Origin of the sequence: Spirosoma terrae (assembly GCF_010435915.1) — a bacterium.
In the GTDB taxonomy this organism is placed as follows: Bacteria; Bacteroidota; Bacteroidia; order Cytophagales; family Spirosomataceae; genus Spirosoma; species Spirosoma terrae.
In genome coordinates this window covers 152,987-170,566 of the sequence record NZ_JAAFZH010000002.1, presented here as the reverse complement: position 1 = coordinate 170,566, position 17,580 = coordinate 152,987, and the positions used below count along the sequence as shown (strand labels likewise).

The following is a 17,580-nucleotide window of genomic DNA, read 5'->3' as shown; positions in this document are numbered from 1 at the left end:
ACGATATGCCCCAGACAATTGCCCAGCAGAACCCATTTTTCGGCTTGAAGCATCCTACATCATATATCCCTACTCACATCTTTTTCACTTTAAAAACAAGACATTATCATGAGTTTTCAAATAGTGGCAGAAGCAAAAAAAATTGCCAAAATCACACTGGTTGGAGAAGTCGATTCACTATCGGCCCGGGAGTTCCAGAAGGAAATTGAAAAACTGGCGGCCGAATCCCCTGACGAGCTTATCCTGTTTGTTGAAAACCTGAGCTTTATCTCTTCGGCCGGCCTGCGCGTTCTAATTTTTGCCAAACAGAAAATGGGTACAGGACTGGCGATCTACATTGTCAAGCCACAGGAATCGGTTCTCGAAACACTGGAGAAAACCGGCCTCCTTCACAGCGTCAACGTAGTTGATCAGTATCTGTAGTTTTCAGTTTGTAGTTTTCAGTTTATAGTTTTCTATAGCTGGCACAAGACCGCTTCGCGTACCATCGGACTACCGCTCGGGCGACCCCGTGAACACTATAAACCATAAACTGAAAACTATAAACTATAAAAGAACTGTAAACCATTTCAATCCCACTCTGATGGAACGGAAAACGTTTCCGGGTACGCTCGATTCGCTCGCAGGTATTCGGGAGGTGGTAAAAGAAGAGGCTCAGCGGGCTGGCCTATCGAAGAAAGCCGCCTACAACCTCATGCTGGCGCTCGACGAAATTGCCACCAATATTATCGTGCATGGCTACGAGGAGACTGGAACAGAGGGGGTCGTTGATGTACTGGTTGATCATTCCGATAGCCAGCTTACGGTTATCCTGGAAGACGATGCGGCTCCATTCGATCCTTTGCAGCGTGAGTTACCCAATGAAGAGTTTTTTGCCAGGCCACTAGAAGAAAGACCTATTGGCGGCATGGGTATTCATCTCACGATCAATGCGGTAGATGAGTTTAAATATGAATTCACCAACAACCGAAACCGAAACATTTTCATTGTAAAAACGAGCGATGCCTAAGCGGGCATAACCAACTGATTTTGGAGGCCAGCGATGATAGAGTTTTACCATCAGGTTGACTATGCAAATCCATTCCCTGGGTTAAGGAGTTTCGACTACGAAGACTCTAACCTGTTCTTTGGCCGCGACCAGCCTATCCGCGAGCTCAAAGATATTCTGCACATGGCTCGCTTACTGGCCATTGTCGGAAACTCAGGAAGTGGAAAATCATCGCTGATCAAAGCAGGCTTAATCCCTACCCTACAACGAGAGCGTAAAGACTGGTCGGTTATTGCGCTTACGCTGGGGCGAGATCCGTTTCAGAGCTTAACGGTTGCCCTTCAACAATACTTTACCGACCAAAAAACTGACGTCAGCAATCTGGATATCGACCATTTACTACGCCAGAACGCTGATAGTCTAACCAATCTTCTATCTGCGCAGGAAGAGCAAACTATTTTGCTCTTTATTGACCAGTTTGAAGAAATCTTTCGGCACAGTCTGGATGATTCGGACCAACCGACTGAACAGGAAACGATTGCCGACTTTATTAAGCTCTTACTTACGGCCAGTCAAAAGCCCGATAATCACATTTTTATCGTGCTGACGATGCGCTCCGATTTTCTGGATTACTGCACGCTCTACGAAGGTCTTACGGAAGCGATCAATAAAGGGTCTTACCTGCTTCCTAAGATGAATGCCAGCGAGATCAGAGAAGTAATCGTCAGACCCGTTGAAGCATTAGGGGCTCAAATTACGCCGGGTTTAACCGAAAGGCTTCTGACCGATACGGGTCAAAACGCCAATCAGCTTCCCGTTCTTCAGCACGCGCTTATGCGCACCTGGCAGCACTGGAAGGCCTCAGCAGCGCCCGAGCAGGCCATTGATATTCCAAACTACGAAGCGGTTGGAACAATGGCCCAGGCAATTTCGATTCACGCCGAAGAACTATACACCAGCTTACCCGAAAAAAGTCAACAGGCGACCGAAAAGATTTTCAAATCGCTGATTACGCTAAGCCTTCACGGAACGGGCACGATCAACGCACTCACCATCAACGAAATCAAAGCAATAACAGGCCTGCCTGAATACTTGATTTTTGATATTGTTGATCGCTTTAGAGGTCGCGAAGCATCGTTTCTGACACCATTTGCCGGTACGTCGGTGGGTCAGGATACAGCGGTCAGTATTTCGAGAGGTCGAATTGTTCAACTGTGGGAACGCTTACGGACATGGGCACAGGAAGAGATCGAATCGGCCAAGCTTTACAAAGAAATTGCCAAATCGTCGGCCGACTATCAGTCGGGCCGAACTGGCTTATTAGTGCCCCCTGAGCTTCAGATTGCTCTTAAATGGCAGAAAGAGAATAAGCCGACTTTAGCCTGGGCTCAGCGCTACGATATGTTCTTTGAACGTGCCATATCGTACCTGGACTACAGCAAAGATCAGTACGAATTTGAGTTTAAGAGTCGGGAAAAACGGCAGCAGCAAGACCTCCAGCGAAATCGTGTACTGGCCGTTATAGGCATCACCCTGGCCGTAATCGCCATTATTGCGTCGATCTACTTCAATCTGCTGATGAACGATGCCAGCCAGGCACGTAAAGAAGCGGAAATAAATGCACAGAATGCCCGAAGAGAGCAACAAAACGCTCAAGATCAGACCAAAGAAGCCGTTTCTCAAAGCAAAATTGCTCAACAACTTCAGGAAATTGCCGAACAACAACGGCTTTTAACCGAAGAACAGCGGAGAATTGCTGAATCGCAGCGTCAGTACGCGCAGGAGCAACAGCAACTGGCTACCAGTCAGAAAAACAGAGCTGACCAGGAACGTAGCATTGCCATTCAGCAAAAAAATCTGGCCAATATTGCCACAGGCATTGCTTCTGCTGCTGAAAAAAGGGCGAAATCAGCCAGTAAAACATCGGATAGTCTGAAGGTTCTTGCCGAGAGAACCTCTGAACGGGAAAAGCTAAATGCGAAAGAAGCCAGCCGCCTGGGTATGTTGGCCGTTGCTCAATCGATAGCGATCAAAGCATCGCAAATGCCCGACAACGTAAAAGATTCACTGCCTGCACTTTTGTCGGTATTGGCCTACCAGCTCACCCTCAAAAACGACGGCCCCTCCAATGCCCCCGCAGTATTTTCGGCTTTATCCAGGGTAAGTAACAAGAAATCTATTTTGGAAGGCCACCGCGATAATGTACGAATGCTGGCCGTTCGGCCCGGCAAAAACAGCTTATTGTCGGCTAGTGATGATGGCTCTGTTCGTTTGTGGAATCTGACCACCAACAGGCCGGTCAGTACGTTCACGGCTGCCCGACGATCCATTGGCGGATTTCGGTCAGCTTTCATTTCGGATAGTAAGAATCGGCTGGTGGCAGGTAATACGGAAGGGCAACTCTATATGTGGAACCTCACGGAACCTAAAAAGTCAGTCCTCTTGGCTACCCGCCACTCGCCAATTATCGACCTGCTCGAATACAAGAGCGACGATCAGTTTGTATCCGTTAGTGCTGAGGGGGTTGTGATTCGATGGAAATTTACGTCTACAGGCATTGATTCAGTAGGCTACCTACGAACAGGGCATAAATTATTCTCGGCCCAGTTCGCTCCGAATCAAACTCAGCTGATTTGCGGATCAGACAACGGTCGTATTTTATTCATCGATACCGCTGATCTTAGTAAAGCACCGATTGTGATCAGCCGCCCTGAATTTAAAGGTAGTCATGTATCGGCTCTGGCCCTGAGCCCCGATGGTAAATCGCTCGTCACGGGGTCGTCGTCGGGCAACGTATTACTCTGGAATTTAGGCAATAACCGGCTAAATGGGCTGGTAAACTTTCTGCCCAGTAGCCATGCTGCCACTGTAACAGGCGCCTTATTTTCGCCCGACAATCGATTAATCATAACGGGTAGTCTTGATGGATCAGTACGGATATGGTCGCGAGCCGATCCGCAGCAAGCCCCTATCGTTATTTCAGACTATCATAACTGGGTCATGAGCCTCGCGTTATCGACAGACGGAAATACGCTGTTTTATGGCGGAGCCGATAAGACGATTCGGTCTATGACAATCAATACCCAGCTACTGTATGATCGGGCATTGAAGATTGCTAAAGGGAACTATTCGAACGAAGAATGGCAAAAGCTACTGGCGGGCTATATGGCTCAACCAGGAATTTTGCTCGATACCAATTAAACGATGTCAATAACTCGTATGAAACCAGCTGTCTATATCGCATTACTGGCGACTTTGCTCGGCATTCTGGCTATCAATACAGAAGCTATTGCTCAGCAGGGATGTGGCGATTACAAAATCAAAGACGCTCAGGAAAGCTACGACCGGGCCAACTTCAACGGTGTGTTCAGCTCGTTGATGCCTTGCCTGGAGAACGGTTTCGATGATAAGCAAAAAATACTGGCCTATAAACTACTGGCCCTAACCTATCTGGCAATTGATTCGACACAGCAGGCCAATTCGGCCATTGTTCAGATGCTCAATTACAATCCGAGTTACGAACCTGAATCTGATTTATTGCTGCCTTATCGGTTTGTGAATCTGGTGAACGTAGTGAAAGAATCGCGTACCCAATCGATGCAGGTTACTTCGGTTTCTAAAAAGCCCGAAGATCTCTATAAAGCCCCCGCAACGGTAATGGTGCTAACGGAAGAAGACATTCGGCAGCGCGGCTACACCGATCTCGAAATACTGTTTAATGACTTGCCCGGTTTTGACGTGTCCCGAACCTATGCCATTACGTATTCCAACGTATTTCAGCGCGGCTACCGTTCAGACAACACCGAACGGACCTTATTTATGGTGGATGGTATCGAAGAAAATGACTTGTGGAGCAATATCGTTTACTGGGCCACTCAGATACCGATCACGAATGTAAAACGTATTGAAATTGTGTACGGTCCTGCTTCTACAATCTACGGAGCCAATGCCTTTTTGGGGGTGGTTAATGTGATCACAAAAACACCCAAGGAAATACTGGGCCGGAAAAAAGCGACTTTAAGCGCCGATATCGGCTATGGTACGTATAACACTCGCTACATGGATGTAACCGCAGCCGCCAAAGCAGGTGGCGTTACGTTGAGTGTAACAGGACGGGCTTACTTTTCCGACCTCAACGATCTATCAAAGTACCGCGAGTATGATTACAATCCGGCCGATTATGATTCCTTCAACTATAGTAAAGCGCTCAATTTCAAAGGGAAAAGTGCCGCAGAAAGATACAAGATTCTGAACAGCTCAACTACAACGCCTTACTTCACGGCCGTTGGAGATTCTGTTCTGGTTACGGCTGCGGGCATTGAAGCGGCCCGTAATCTCGACAAACAAGCGCTAACCCAGACACTAAACGGTCGCTCAATTGGATATACGAACGAATTAAAAACGTACTACCTCAAAGCGAAAATGTCGCTGGATAACCTCCTGATCAGTTTCGAAACCTGGAATCTGAGTCAGGGAACTGTTAACTCTGCGAACGATAACTCGAGGGCAGGGGCCCGCAACGGCAACGTCTGGCGGCCGTTGCAAAGCGTTTTCTACGCTGTGTATACGAATGAGTTGATCAAAGACAAGCTTACGTTGATTAACACAAGCCAGTACAGAGTTACGGAAATCATCGATCAGTCAAGTACTGCCGTCCTCAAAAACTATAGTAATCAGGGCCAGATACTCGTTACCGGCGATACCCTATCGGCTCCCAGTGCGGTACGTCTTGCTTCTAATCTGGTCAACCAAAAGAAGGCGTACTGGGAAACCATGTATTACTATCAACACTCAAACCAGTTTAGAAATGAGTTACGGCTCATGGCCTCTCCAATTCCCAAACTAGACGTAATTGGTGGTTTTGAATTCCGCAGCAGCAGTCTCCAGGGCGACTACAAGAACATACTGATCAGCCGAACCTTAGCAACACCAATTGATACCAGTGCGAAAGATTACGGTAAAAGTTCGCTGGATAATACACCGGGCGGCAACCTGTTTGAAGTATTTAATTTAGGAACATTTCTGCAGGGGACGTACGCAGTCAACAGCTTGATTTCACTAACCGTTGGTGGTCGTTATGATTATTCGCGCATACGGGAAACAGGCGGATATGGATCAGAATTCAACCCACGTATTGCGCTGGTTTATACACCAGGTCGACTGGCGTTTAAAGCCATCTATGCGACGGCTTTTCAGGATGCATCCAGTAAAGATCGGTATGCCTTAAGCTCAACCCGCCGGCTGGCCAATCCTTACCTACGGCCAGACCATGTTGCCAATATGGAGCTTTCGGTCAACTATTCGCTTCATAATAGAACGCAATTAGGTATTACAGCCTACTATTCAAAATTTTCGGACATCGTAGAAGAGACATCGGTTCCCTATGGTAACACCACCACACAGCAGAAAAAAAACACGGGCGTGGCCAACATCATGGGCGTACAGGCAAACGCTACGTTTGTGCTTTCGGAGCAGTTTCAGGTGTATGCAAACTACACGTTTACAGACGCCACTCGGGAGGATACCTTGAAGAAAAACGAGACAAAGCGGACGAATCTGGTTGTGGGAGACATTGCTCGCCACCATGTTAATGCGGGAATCAATGGTAATTTTTTAAACAAACGGCTAAACGCAAACCTACGGTTCAATTACGTAGGTGCCAAACCAGTGGGGCCAGGCACATCGGTTGCCACCAACACTATGCAACCAAATGGAGAATTCCCAGCCTATATGCTATTGAATGGGGCTATCAGTTATCAGGTTAATCGGGTAGTGACTGCGCAACTGGTAGGGAACAACCTGCTTAACAAAGAATATTCAGATCCGGGAGCACGATCGGCCAATGGAATCAGCCAGGGCTACCGAACACCACAAAAAGGTATAAATGGTATGATACGTTTTTTCATTTCCCTATAAGTCAGAACGTACCGTCCGGAATCCAAAATAAAATAACTCGATCACCGAAAGCTTCAACAACATTTAAATTCTCTAACAATGTTTTCTCATGAACCGGCGCATTAGTCAAATTATTTTTCTCGAAGCTACTATACCGTTGAGGTAAAGAAGACGTGAATTTGAAAGGATGAATATCTTCCTGAACCGTCAACCCCAACTGTCCTTTTAGCAAAGAAACAAGGTAACTACCTTTTTCAGAAAAAGAGCCATCAATAAATGGCTCCATGTAAGAAGAAATTTTTCGGTAAGCACGTAAAGCATATGGGTTAGATGTTATAGCGTAAAACAGCAGCTCATTACTAACTGAATTAATTCTTAAATTAAATTCCTTAGTAGCATAAACAATCAATTGCTGCATAATTTTCTGATTTCGAAAATGCAAACTAGTAACTGCAAAACCATTATAAATAGCCGTGTAAGAGTGACCGCCGATATCAATCTTAATTCTATTTTTAAATGAAAACACCAGAACACCAACTACAGTTTTTCCCTCTTTAGCAACGAAAGCAATATCATTAACTGCATAAATCCTGTCGAGCAACGGATTGATGTCATAATAACTCTGACCAGCCAATTGACTAATTGATTTTCGCAAACCGTCATCCTGAAGAAACAAATCACCTTCGGTATAACTAAAATCAAGATTTAAAAAATTCATGGTTTTATGATTAAAAAAGAGAAGACTAGCTTGTCTATCAAAATTAATATTAATTTTAATTACAATAATCCTTGTAGATGTATTTATAATACCAACCAATAAATTTACGAATTAATCAATCATTGAATGTTTCAAAATCTTTACATACCAATCAGGAATATCGTACAGATTAGCAGACTATGGAATCTGTTAGATGTTCGTGAGGAAGAACGTAAGGTAGTTCTATATTTATTAGCTTACTCTTCTTCTATTGGCGTAGGGATATACATATACTATACAACAGCCACCACAATATTCTTATCCAGATTTGACAGCGCCATGCTGCCAATTGCTTATATAGTTGGAGGAGTATTTGTGCATTTAATAGGGAGAGTCAATAAGTATATACAGCAATATGTTAAATTTTCTCCTTTATCAATAATACTTATCATTACGCTTATTGTAAGTCTGTCTGTATTACTACTATGTCATACATTATTCGACAGCAAATGGGTTATTTTCTGTATTTATTTATGGATTAGAGCCAATCTGTTTGTCTTTACATTTACATTTTGGGTATCGGCGTCAAAATTATTTGATTTAAACCAAGCCAAACGCCTATATAGTTTAATCGGGACTGGAGAAGTCATGGCCTCGATTACAGCTAACTTCCTGGTTAAAACCCTAATAAGTTCAAAAGTAATTAGTGTTGATGGGCTATTGTATATAGCATTGGCTTTTATTGCCCTCTCACTATATTTTATGGTACTAATAACCAGGCGCTATGGTGAAAAACTTGGTTTAAAAAAGGCAAGTGTAGAAACAACCAGTACAGAATCCGTTAGGGTAAGCAGAAACTATTCGCTACTCATGTACTCATTGGGCACTATTCCAATAGCCTGTCTTTATATTATAGAATACTCCTTCTCAATAACCAGCAAACTATATTTTCCTGATAAAGAACAGTTAGCCATTTTTCTAGGGCAGTTTCTTTTCATATGCTCAATAATTGAATTATTGGTAAAAGGCGTTCTCTTTCAGTTTGTCACAAGGACATATGGTATTATCTCTGGCTTAATTATAATGCCATTGGCACTAAGTATAGTAAGTCTTTTATTATTCTTAATGCTTGGATTTGATATTAATACGTTTTTCCTGATTCTGATTAGTCGCTTTTTGATAACATCAGTCCGTAGATCATTTAGTGATACTTCATATCAGCTACTATACCAACCATTAAATAATAAGGATAGTATTCAGCTACAAAATCAGGTTGAAACTTATGCTAAACCAGGCGGATACGTACTGGCAGGCTTATCATTATTGATTTTAATAAAATTCAACTTAGGTAGTACGCTGTTCATTTATTCATCACTATTTCTGTTTCTACTTATATGGAGCATTTTGGTGTTTATCATGCAAAAAGAATATAGGCTTGCTTTATTGACTATATTATCTTCTATAAAAATAAAATTGTATGAAAGCAACAAATCCACTGAGGTTCTAGACACTAATGACTCGAACAGACTCAGCTCACCTTCTCCATTAGACGAACTCGCTAATTTATCGCTATCGAATAAAAAGGAAGATAGAATTAAAGCTGCTATAGAACTTGGGCGCACTGGCCGTTTGCTGGCTTACAAATACATCAATAAACTACTGGAAGACAACGAAGTAGATGTCAGAATAGCGGCATTAGGATCGGCTACAAAGCTAGGAAAACCAGAAACTATCCCTGCTCTATTAAACAATCTTCTGATACCTGAAACCAGAGAAGCTGCTAAACAGGCGATTTGTACAATAGGCGACCCTGTAATTCCATATATAGACACATATATGGGAAGCTATGCTAAGCAAACAGAAATTTTAACCATTTTCATTGATGCCTTAGAAGCGATTGGAAGCCCAAACTCCATTCGCCTGTTACGTTCCAAAATAGTACATCCTTCCATCGAAATCATTGATCATATTATTGACGCCCTGAATAACCTTGGCTATAAGCCGAATACGAGCGAAGAGTTATTCCTGATGAATATTATTGATTCGAAAGTTAATATGTTTTTATGGACGTTGTCGGCAGAAATCGATTTACAAACAGTAGACAACCATGAAAACCTAATTAATTTATTACGGATTGAGCAGCAGAAAATAATGCTCAAATTATTAACAACGCTTTCGTATGTAACAGGCGACAAACGTATATTAAAGCTGGAGAAGTTAATTTATAACCAGAATAGCAAAACAAAAAGTTACCTATCCGATCTAATTACTATTTTGATAAAACAGAAAGAGATTCTGGCAAAAGTGTCCATTCTTTTTGAGAATATTAGCCATATCGAAACTCTGTTTAAGTATCGGATGCAATACCCGCAAGAGAGTTTAAACCCAAAAGAACGGTTAATTGCAATAGTCCACAAAAATCATTTAAGTATTTTAACAAAAGCGCTGGCGTTGAAATATCTAATGCAGTATAAATCAGCGCAAACAAGTACTATTATAGCTGGCTACGTAACAGCTAAAGAACCTATTTTATCAGAAATAAGTCTTTTTTTCTTAAAAGGAGAACACCCAGATCGGTTCAATGAGCTTAGAAATTACTTTGTAGATAAAAAGCTATCTAACCTTATTACTGCGTCAGATGATGTAATCAAACTCAATGACAGTAATGAATTACAAATTAGTGCTATTGAAGCTGTATTAGCATCAAAATTGATACCTGACTGGAATCCAGACACTTTACTAACTCTGGCAAACTCAATACGTCCTATCTATTATAAAGCTGATAAAGAAATTTATCTTGATGAAGACAATTCACTATTAGCAGCTACAAGTTTTGTCGTGGGAGTTGGCTCCATTCAGGTTACCTACAAAGATGATACGGTAAAAATCATTGAAAACTATGCGTTTGAGCATAATCCTAAAATAGTAAAATCGATTAAAGCGTTATCTGACTCATGGATTTATATAGTCTATGAGGCATTGCCTACCTATTCCTTGAAAACGAATCCATTGCAAGCTGTATAGAGTTGTTACCAAAACTAGTTACATGCATTCAATTCTAAACATAGTATCCTTTAAGAATAAATACCTCGTAATAGGTGTACATATACTATTGTTTGTTATTATCAATAAAGTAAATGCACAGTCTACACATTCTCTCGAAGTTGGTGCACCTTTTTCATATCTGTATACGCCTGACCAATACAAGAATCACAATGAAAACTTTGCCATAGCTCAGGATAAAAGAGGAATCATGTATTTTGGCAATTTTGGTGGTTTGCTGGAGTATGATGGAATCAACTGGCGTACAATACGCACAACACTACAAACAAAAATATCTTCTCTATATTACAGCACAGACAGTATTTTGTACGTAGGGGCTAGAGATGAGTTTGGTTATCTATACACCGACAATTCTGGAACCGTTACGTTCAAATCCTTAAACACAAACACAAGTGATTTATCTGGTGAGATCAGTAAAATAATTGAAATAGACAAAGACATCTATTTTGTATCAACCAATAAAATATACAAATTAAAAAACAAAAAAATAACAACAACAACTGTAACAAAACCTATTCAGTCTATTTTCAATTACAATAATAAGTTATTAGTACATTATAAAGATTTATCTGTAGAAATCAGAAATCCGACTACGCTTAACCCTGAAACTACTATAGCTATTGGGCTTAAAAACATTGTCAATATACTACCAATCGATACGAAGCACAGCCTGGTGTTTACGCAACAAAGCAGTATTTACACCTTATCCAATAACACGATCAGGGAGTTCAAATCAGCAGCCAGGGATCTATTTTTAACTACCCCCATAACAAATGTCATTTCTTTTACCAAAGACACTATAGCCATCTGGTCGAATGAAACCGGTTTATCACTGATAAACAAAGCAGGAGACGTATTGAAAAAAGGCAATAAAAAGGAGAAAATAAATTATGGAAATTGTAGCGCTATTTTCAAAGACAAAGATTCAAATTTATGGCTCGCTCTCGATAATGGAATAGCACAGCTAGTCATTAATTCCCCACTTTCTATATTCTCAAACTCAATTTATGACCTTGGCGCCATCAACAGTGTACTAAGACATTCTAATAAACTATTTCTGGGCACTACTAAAGGCTTATACTACCTGAACGATAGAACATTTATCCCAGTAAGTGGCATTACCGCCGGGTGCTGGAGCCTGCTCACTGTTAAGGAAGGTCTTTTAATTGCCAGTAGTAATGGCACCTATTTATTACCCTCACTATCGGCCAGCGTACAACGAATTAACAAAGAATATAGCTTCAGCCTCACTCAGGATAAAGCCAATGCCGACCGTGTGTTTGTTGGCAACCGAGAAGGACTAGCCAGGATTAGTCTGGGAAAGAGTACAAGTACCTACCAGCAAATTCAAAATTATGGCGACAATATAATTAATGTATTCTCTGACAATTACGGCGATATATGGATGGAGAGTATATCTAAGGGAGTCTTTCGTTATACGCCTTCGACCAATTCTACCGTCAATTACCGATATACAACTCCCTCGGGCGAGTTAACGCGCGTTGGCAATCGTATCATCAATTCAGATAATGGGGTTATTCTGTATAATACGAAAGGCGTATTTAAATACAATAAACCGGTTGACTCATTCTCGTCATCATCGTTTCTGAACACAGAGACGAAAAACAGCAGTGTAGGTAATAAAAATTGGTATGGCCTCCTCGTAAAAGATCGTACCAATAACTACTGGGCCACCGAAGGGGACGACAAAAAACTGGCATTTTATCAAAACAACGGTGGCATTTTCCAGAAAGACACTACGCAGTTTTTGCCAATTTCCGATATAGCTATCCGCGCTATTTATCCAGACAAAGACAACATAACCTGGTTCGGGACATCGAAAGGATTGATTCGATTCGACGACCGATTTAGTCATAAAAATGCCATCCCATTTCAATCCTATATCCGTAGAATTTCGAATGGCGATAGCACCGTGTTTAATGGCTACAGCAAGGCGGGGAGCGCCGTTGACAAAACCTTAGATCCCCTTGGCAACATACGATTCAACGCTCAGACTAATGCGCTAAAATTTGAGTTTTCGGCGGCTACCTATGCTTCAAGCGATAAGTTATTATTTCAATATTATCTGGATGGGTTTGATAAAACATGGTCACTGTGGTCAGACCAAACAACAAAGGAATATACGAATCTTGCCCCAGGCAGCTACGTTTTCCACGTCAAGGCCAAAAATGCCTATGGTGTAGAAAGCACAGAATCAACCTTTTCATTCACCATAGGCACGCCGGTGTACAGACGCTGGTGGGCTATCGTCTTATACGTAGTGCTGGGTGGAACGGTCTTGGCCGCTCTTTTTAGAATGCGGTTGAGCAAGCTCGAGCGGGAACGAATACAGTTGGAAAACTTAATCAAGGAACGTACCGAAGAAATTGTTGATCAAAAACAGGAGCTAGAGCGTCAGTCGGAGGAACTCGTCATTCAAAATGATCAATTAGAAAAAATTGACCTGATCGTTCAATCGATCAATGCTGAAGTAGATTTCTCCAATCTGTTCCAAACCATACTCTCAAAGTTCAGTGTGATCCGGAACATGGACAATGGTACGTTCCTGGTCTACGACAAAGCATCCGATACGTTCCGGTTCAAGGCGCTACGTGGCATACAGGACCTAAGCGCATTTGAGTCACTGGAGCTAACGCTCGATCAGGCCAAAGACCGTTATTTATCCTATGCCGACGAGGTCTATGAGGATATATATTATAAAAATGATGTTCGTTTTTCGCCATTAAATAACCTGATCGATAATCTAAACGCACCGAAATCGCTGCTTACGATTGTCATCAAAAATGAAGGCAAGATTGAAGCCTTTATTTTACTCGAAAACATTTCCCGCGCTTATGCCTTCGATCAGCGGGATATTAACATGATCCGTAATCTGAAAGAACATTTGATTGCGGCATTCATTAAAACCAAGCTCCTCGAAGATCTGGAGAACACGCTCAGTGACCTCAAAAACACGCAGGACGAACTCATTCGACAGGAAAAACTAGCCTCGGTGGGCCAGTTGACCAAAGGCATTGTCGACCGTATTCTGAACCCACTGAACTACGTCAATAACTTCTCGCAGTTATCCGAAGGGCTAATCGAAGATTTAGTCGAGACACTGGAAAAACAACGAGCGAACGTACCAGCAGATTCGCTCGATGATATGCTCGACGAAGTTGGCGTACTAAAAACCAATCTGGTGAAAATTCAGGAACACAGCAACAGCACAACCCGTATTCTGAAGGATATGCAGCGGCTACTAAAAGAGAAATCGCGCGACTTTCTGGAAACCGACCTCAACAATTTTATTGATAACAAAGCCCGGAGCGCTGTACAGGAAATCAAAACGCATTACAAAGACTATTCGGTCAGCCTGACTCTGAATCTGGAGAACAAGCCAATAAAAGTTAGTCTGCTCCCCTACGAATTTGGTCAGGTTATCCAAAACATCGTTAGCAACGCCTACTACGCACTCCACGAAAAAAGTAAGTCCGACAAGAGTTTTACGCCCGAAATCAGAATTACGACCAAGGCCGTACAGGATCAGGTTTTTATCCGATTCCGAGACAACGGAAAAGGCATACCTCAACGAGAGATAGAGAAATTGTTTAGTCCATTTTTCACAACAAAACCCACATCGGAAGGCACCGGCCTCGGTTTATTTATGGTTAAAGACATCATTGAACTTCATAAAGGGAAAATAGAAATCAACTCCCAGGAAGGTGCGTTCACAGAAATTCTGATGATGCTACCTTCCCTGTCTGCAACGTTCTAATTTACCTATTCACAACCACTTAACTTTTGCAGTATGGAAGCGCCAAAAAAAATAGCAGACCCTGGCCAGCTAACGAATCCACCTCCAGCCTCAAACACCGAATTGGCCATGCTGCAGGAGCGTGTGGTTCAACTGGATCGACTGGCTTCGATTGGTCAGCTAACGGCTGGCATTTTACACGAGATCAAAAATCCGCTCAACTTCATTACCAACTATGCCCATTTGTCGGTTGATCTGATCGACGAAATAGAAGGCATTACGATAAAGTTCGAGGGGCATCCAGACTATGAGGATCTGCTGGACGTATTAGGCATGCTGAAAGGCAACGTACTACGTATTGGCGAAAACGGATCACGAGCCGAGCGCATCATACTGGGTATGCTGGCTCAAACGCACTCAGATTCTGCTTCGTTCGAGCCAACCGACGTGAATACGTTGCTGGAAGAATATACGAAACTGGCTTATCAGGGCATGCGTTCCGGCGATAAAGAGTTTGTCGTTTCCTTACTCTTCCAGCTAGATCCAGCCATTGGAAAAATACCGCTGGCACCCTACGAATTCAACCGGGTGGTCCTGAACCTGGTTCTGAACGCCTGCTACGCTGTCAACGAACGTCGCAAAAAACAGGTTGGCGATTACAAACCAACCATTACCGTTACGTCGCAACGATTGGACGATCGTATCGATATAAAGATTCGCGACAACGGCGACGGTATCCCCGACGAGGTTAAAGCCAAGCTCTTTACGCCCTTTTTCACAACCAAACCGGTCGGGAAAGGCACGGGACTAGGCCTATCACTTAGCCGCGACATTATCAACGGTATGCACAAAGGATCGCTAAGCGTTAATTCCGAAGCCGGAATTTATACCGAATTTACGATTAGTCTGCCCCTGAATCAGGAGCAGCAAAACCAATAACTCTTTACTAACCAATACAATGGCCATTAAAATACTTAGTGTGGACGACGAAGCGGATATGGAAATGCTGATCAGTCAGCGATTCAGACGGCAAATCCGCGACAAGAATTTCGAGTTTATTTTTGCCTCTAATGGCGCCGAAGCGCTTGAGAAAATAGAACAAAACCAGGATATCGTTCTGGTCCTTTCCGATATTAATATGCCCGAGATGGATGGCCTGACTTTTCTGTCGAAACTGAACGACAAAAAGCTCCCCTATCTCAAGGCGGTCATGGTTTCGGCTTTCAACGATATGGACAACATACGTACTGCCATGAACCGGGGGGCCTTTGATTTCGTGACCAAACCAATCAATTTCGACGATCTGGAAATCACGATCAACAAAACCATCAGCCATATCGAAATGATGGTAAACTCTCAGAAAGAGCATGATCAGCTGGTAGCGATTCAAAACGACATCAACATTGCGCAGGAGATTCAGCAGGCCATGCTTCCCAAAACGTTTCCTCCTTTTCCGGAACGTAACGATTTTGACCTGCATGCGTTTCTGAAAGCAGCCAAACTGGTGGGTGGCGATCTGTTCGATTATTTCCTGATGGATAATGATCACCTCTTTTTCCTGATCGGCGACGTATCCGATAAAGGCATTCCGGCATCGTTGTTTATGGCTATTACGAAAGCGATTTTCAAAAGCCATTTTGCCAACAAAAATCGCGATACTATTAGCGAAGAAGTACGTCGAATCAACGACTTCCTGAGCGCCGACAATCAATCGATGATGTTCGTTACGGCATTTGTTGGCATTCTGAACCTAAAAACCGGCGAAATCGAATACATTGATGCGGGTCACGAACCGCCGTTGATTCTGCGCAAGAACAATGAAATTGAAGTTCTCAAAAAGAAAGGCGGCATTGCCCTCTGCATTGATGGCGACTTCCCGTATGTCTCCAACACGTTTACGCTGGAGCCAGGCGATACGCTCTTTACGTACACCGACGGTGTAACCGATTGTAATAACCGATCCGGCGAACGATTTGGCATCCAGCGCGTCAAAGATTTGCTGATCCAAAAAACGGTTTCGGCAACACCCAAAGACATCAACGACGAAGTACTGAGTCAGATTCAGGCATTCATCGGCGACAATGCGCAATTTGACGACATTACAGCCCTTACGCTGCACTACGCTGGCTAAGACACTTCACCTCTTTTTTAACTTGTGCCCTGATCATGTACACTGCTAAACGGATTCCTTTTCGCATTATAGCGCCCTTTGCCTGGCGGGCTGTTCTCTTTTTTGTGGTTTACTCATCCGTTATCTGTGCCTTGTACTTGTGGGCCGGGTGGACGTTCTTAGCAGTACCATTCGTTCCGATTGCCACCATCGGAACTGCGGTCGCTTTTTACATCGGCTTTAAGAGCAATTCGTCGTATGAACGGCTGTGGGAAGCTCGACGTATCTGGGGTAGCCTGGTTAATGCCAGTCGCTCGTGGGGGCTGGCGGTTATGGACTTCATCAGCATGATGAACGCGCAGGTTTGTTACTCGCCCGCCGATTTGTATCGAGTCCAGCAGATCCTTATTTATCGTCACATTGCTTATCTGAATGCGTTACGTATCCAACTCCGTAGCCGCCCGATCTGGCAGGAAGATACCGATATTGGTGCTCATATAGTGGAGAAACAACACGCGTTCAATCACGGGCAGTTGGACAAAGAACTCAGTTTGTTTCTTCATGATGATGAAGTCGAATACTTTGTTGAGCGACAGAATCCGGCCACTCAGATTATCAAATGCCAGTCAAAACAATTGCGTGAACTCCGCACGGCCGGTCTGATATCGGAATACTACCATGTCGAAATGGAACGACTGCTGAACGAATTTTATAACCAGCAAGGTGCCTGCGAACGTATTAAATCGTTTCCTTTTCCGCGCCAATACGCTTTTTTTAGCTCGCTGTTTGTGAAGCTATTTATCGCTATTCTGCCCTTCGGTTTACTGACCGAAATGAGTAAAGTCGGTATCACGCACCTCTGGCTGACGGTTCCTTTTTATACGGTTATTGCCTGGGTTTTCTACACCATGGAGGTAGTAGGCGATACCAGCGAAAACCCCTTTGAAAACAGCATTAACGATATTCCCATGACGGCTATTTGCCGAAATATCGAAATTGATCTGCGCGAAATGCTGGGAGAAACCGAACTCCCGCAACGAGTTCAGCCGGTCGACAATATTCTGATGTAG

At 43.1% G+C, this 17,580-nt stretch carries 10 protein-coding genes; 9 read left to right on the top strand and 1 reads right to left on the bottom strand.

From position 1 onward, the window contains the following. The first annotated feature begins 108 nt into the window (after positions 1–108). From GK108_RS05740 to GK108_RS05725, 4 genes are all read left to right on the top strand, one after another. Entirely contained in the window at positions 109–423 is a 315-nt protein-coding gene (locus GK108_RS05740) for an STAS domain-containing protein (RefSeq protein WP_163944247.1), read from the top strand. A gap of 160 nt (positions 424–583) precedes the next feature. After that, complete coding sequence (locus tag GK108_RS05735; RefSeq protein ID WP_163944244.1) at positions 584–1,009, top strand: ATP-binding protein; 426 nt, start codon at positions 584–586, stop codon at positions 1,007–1,009. 33 nt (positions 1,010–1,042) lie between these two features. Then, positions 1,043–4,189, top strand: a complete 3,147-nt coding sequence (locus GK108_RS05730) for an nSTAND1 domain-containing NTPase (RefSeq protein ID WP_163944240.1) — start codon at positions 1,043–1,045, stop codon at positions 4,187–4,189. Positions 4,190–4,207: 18 nt separating this feature from the next. Continuing rightward, positions 4,208–6,904: a TonB-dependent receptor plug domain-containing protein gene (locus GK108_RS05725; protein WP_163944237.1), complete on the top strand. Its 2,697-nt coding sequence runs from the start codon at positions 4,208–4,210 to the stop codon at positions 6,902–6,904. Between the two features lies 1 nt (position 6,905). Here the strand turns inward: GK108_RS05725 and GK108_RS05720 are convergent, their stop codons facing one another. After that, positions 6,906–7,601: a hypothetical protein gene (locus GK108_RS05720; RefSeq protein WP_163944234.1), complete on the bottom strand. Its 696-nt coding sequence runs from the start codon at positions 7,599–7,601 to the stop codon at positions 6,906–6,908. Positions 7,602–7,727: 126 nt separating this feature from the next. Between GK108_RS05720 and GK108_RS05715 the strand changes: the two genes are divergently transcribed. The 5 genes from GK108_RS05715 to GK108_RS05695 are packed head-to-tail and all read left to right on the top strand — an operon-like array spanning position 7,728 to position 17,580. Further along, a complete protein-coding gene (locus GK108_RS05715; RefSeq protein ID WP_163944232.1) occupies positions 7,728–10,604 on the top strand; it encodes a HEAT repeat domain-containing protein in 2,877 nt (958 codons plus the stop codon). 22 nt (positions 10,605–10,626) lie between these two features. After that, positions 10,627–14,421, top strand: coding sequence for an ATP-binding protein (locus tag GK108_RS05710; RefSeq protein ID WP_163944228.1), 3,795 nt, complete (start codon positions 10,627–10,629; stop codon positions 14,419–14,421). A gap of 33 nt (positions 14,422–14,454) precedes the next feature. Beyond that, positions 14,455–15,339 carry a sensor histidine kinase gene (locus tag GK108_RS05705; RefSeq protein WP_163944224.1) on the top strand — a complete coding sequence of 295 codons (885 nt, stop codon included), beginning with the start codon at positions 14,455–14,457 and terminating at the stop codon, positions 15,337–15,339. Between the two features lie 19 nt (positions 15,340–15,358). Next, complete coding sequence (locus tag GK108_RS05700) at positions 15,359–16,531, top strand: SpoIIE family protein phosphatase (protein WP_163944221.1); 1,173 nt, start codon at positions 15,359–15,361, stop codon at positions 16,529–16,531. Positions 16,532–16,566: 35 nt separating this feature from the next. Further along, positions 16,567–17,580 (top strand): bestrophin family protein, encoded by a 1,014-nt coding sequence (locus tag GK108_RS05695; protein ID WP_163944218.1) that lies wholly within the window; start codon positions 16,567–16,569, stop codon positions 17,578–17,580.

Bases quoted from the DNA above. Each gene is read 5' to 3' on its own strand.
- GK108_RS05730 (WP_163944240.1), top strand. From the start codon at position 1,043: ATGATAGAGTTTTACCATCAGGTTGACTATGCAAATCCATTCCCTGGG.
- GK108_RS05695 (WP_163944218.1), top strand. From the start codon at position 16,567: ATGTACACTGCTAAACGGATTCCTTTTCGCATTATAGCGCCCTTTGCC.
- GK108_RS05735 (WP_163944244.1), top strand. From the start codon at position 584: ATGGAACGGAAAACGTTTCCGGGTACGCTCGATTCGCTCGCAGGTATT.
- GK108_RS05720 (WP_163944234.1), bottom strand. From the start codon at position 7,601: ATGAATTTTTTAAATCTTGATTTTAGTTATACCGAAGGTGATTTGTTT.
- GK108_RS05715 (WP_163944232.1), top strand. From the start codon at position 7,728: ATGTTTCAAAATCTTTACATACCAATCAGGAATATCGTACAGATTAGC.
- GK108_RS05700 (WP_163944221.1), top strand. From the start codon at position 15,359: ATGGCCATTAAAATACTTAGTGTGGACGACGAAGCGGATATGGAAATG.
- GK108_RS05740 (WP_163944247.1), top strand. From the start codon at position 109: ATGAGTTTTCAAATAGTGGCAGAAGCAAAAAAAATTGCCAAAATCACA.
- GK108_RS05705 (WP_163944224.1), top strand. From the start codon at position 14,455: ATGGAAGCGCCAAAAAAAATAGCAGACCCTGGCCAGCTAACGAATCCA.
- GK108_RS05710 (WP_163944228.1), top strand. From the start codon at position 10,627: ATGCATTCAATTCTAAACATAGTATCCTTTAAGAATAAATACCTCGTA.
- GK108_RS05725 (WP_163944237.1), top strand. From the start codon at position 4,208: ATGAAACCAGCTGTCTATATCGCATTACTGGCGACTTTGCTCGGCATT.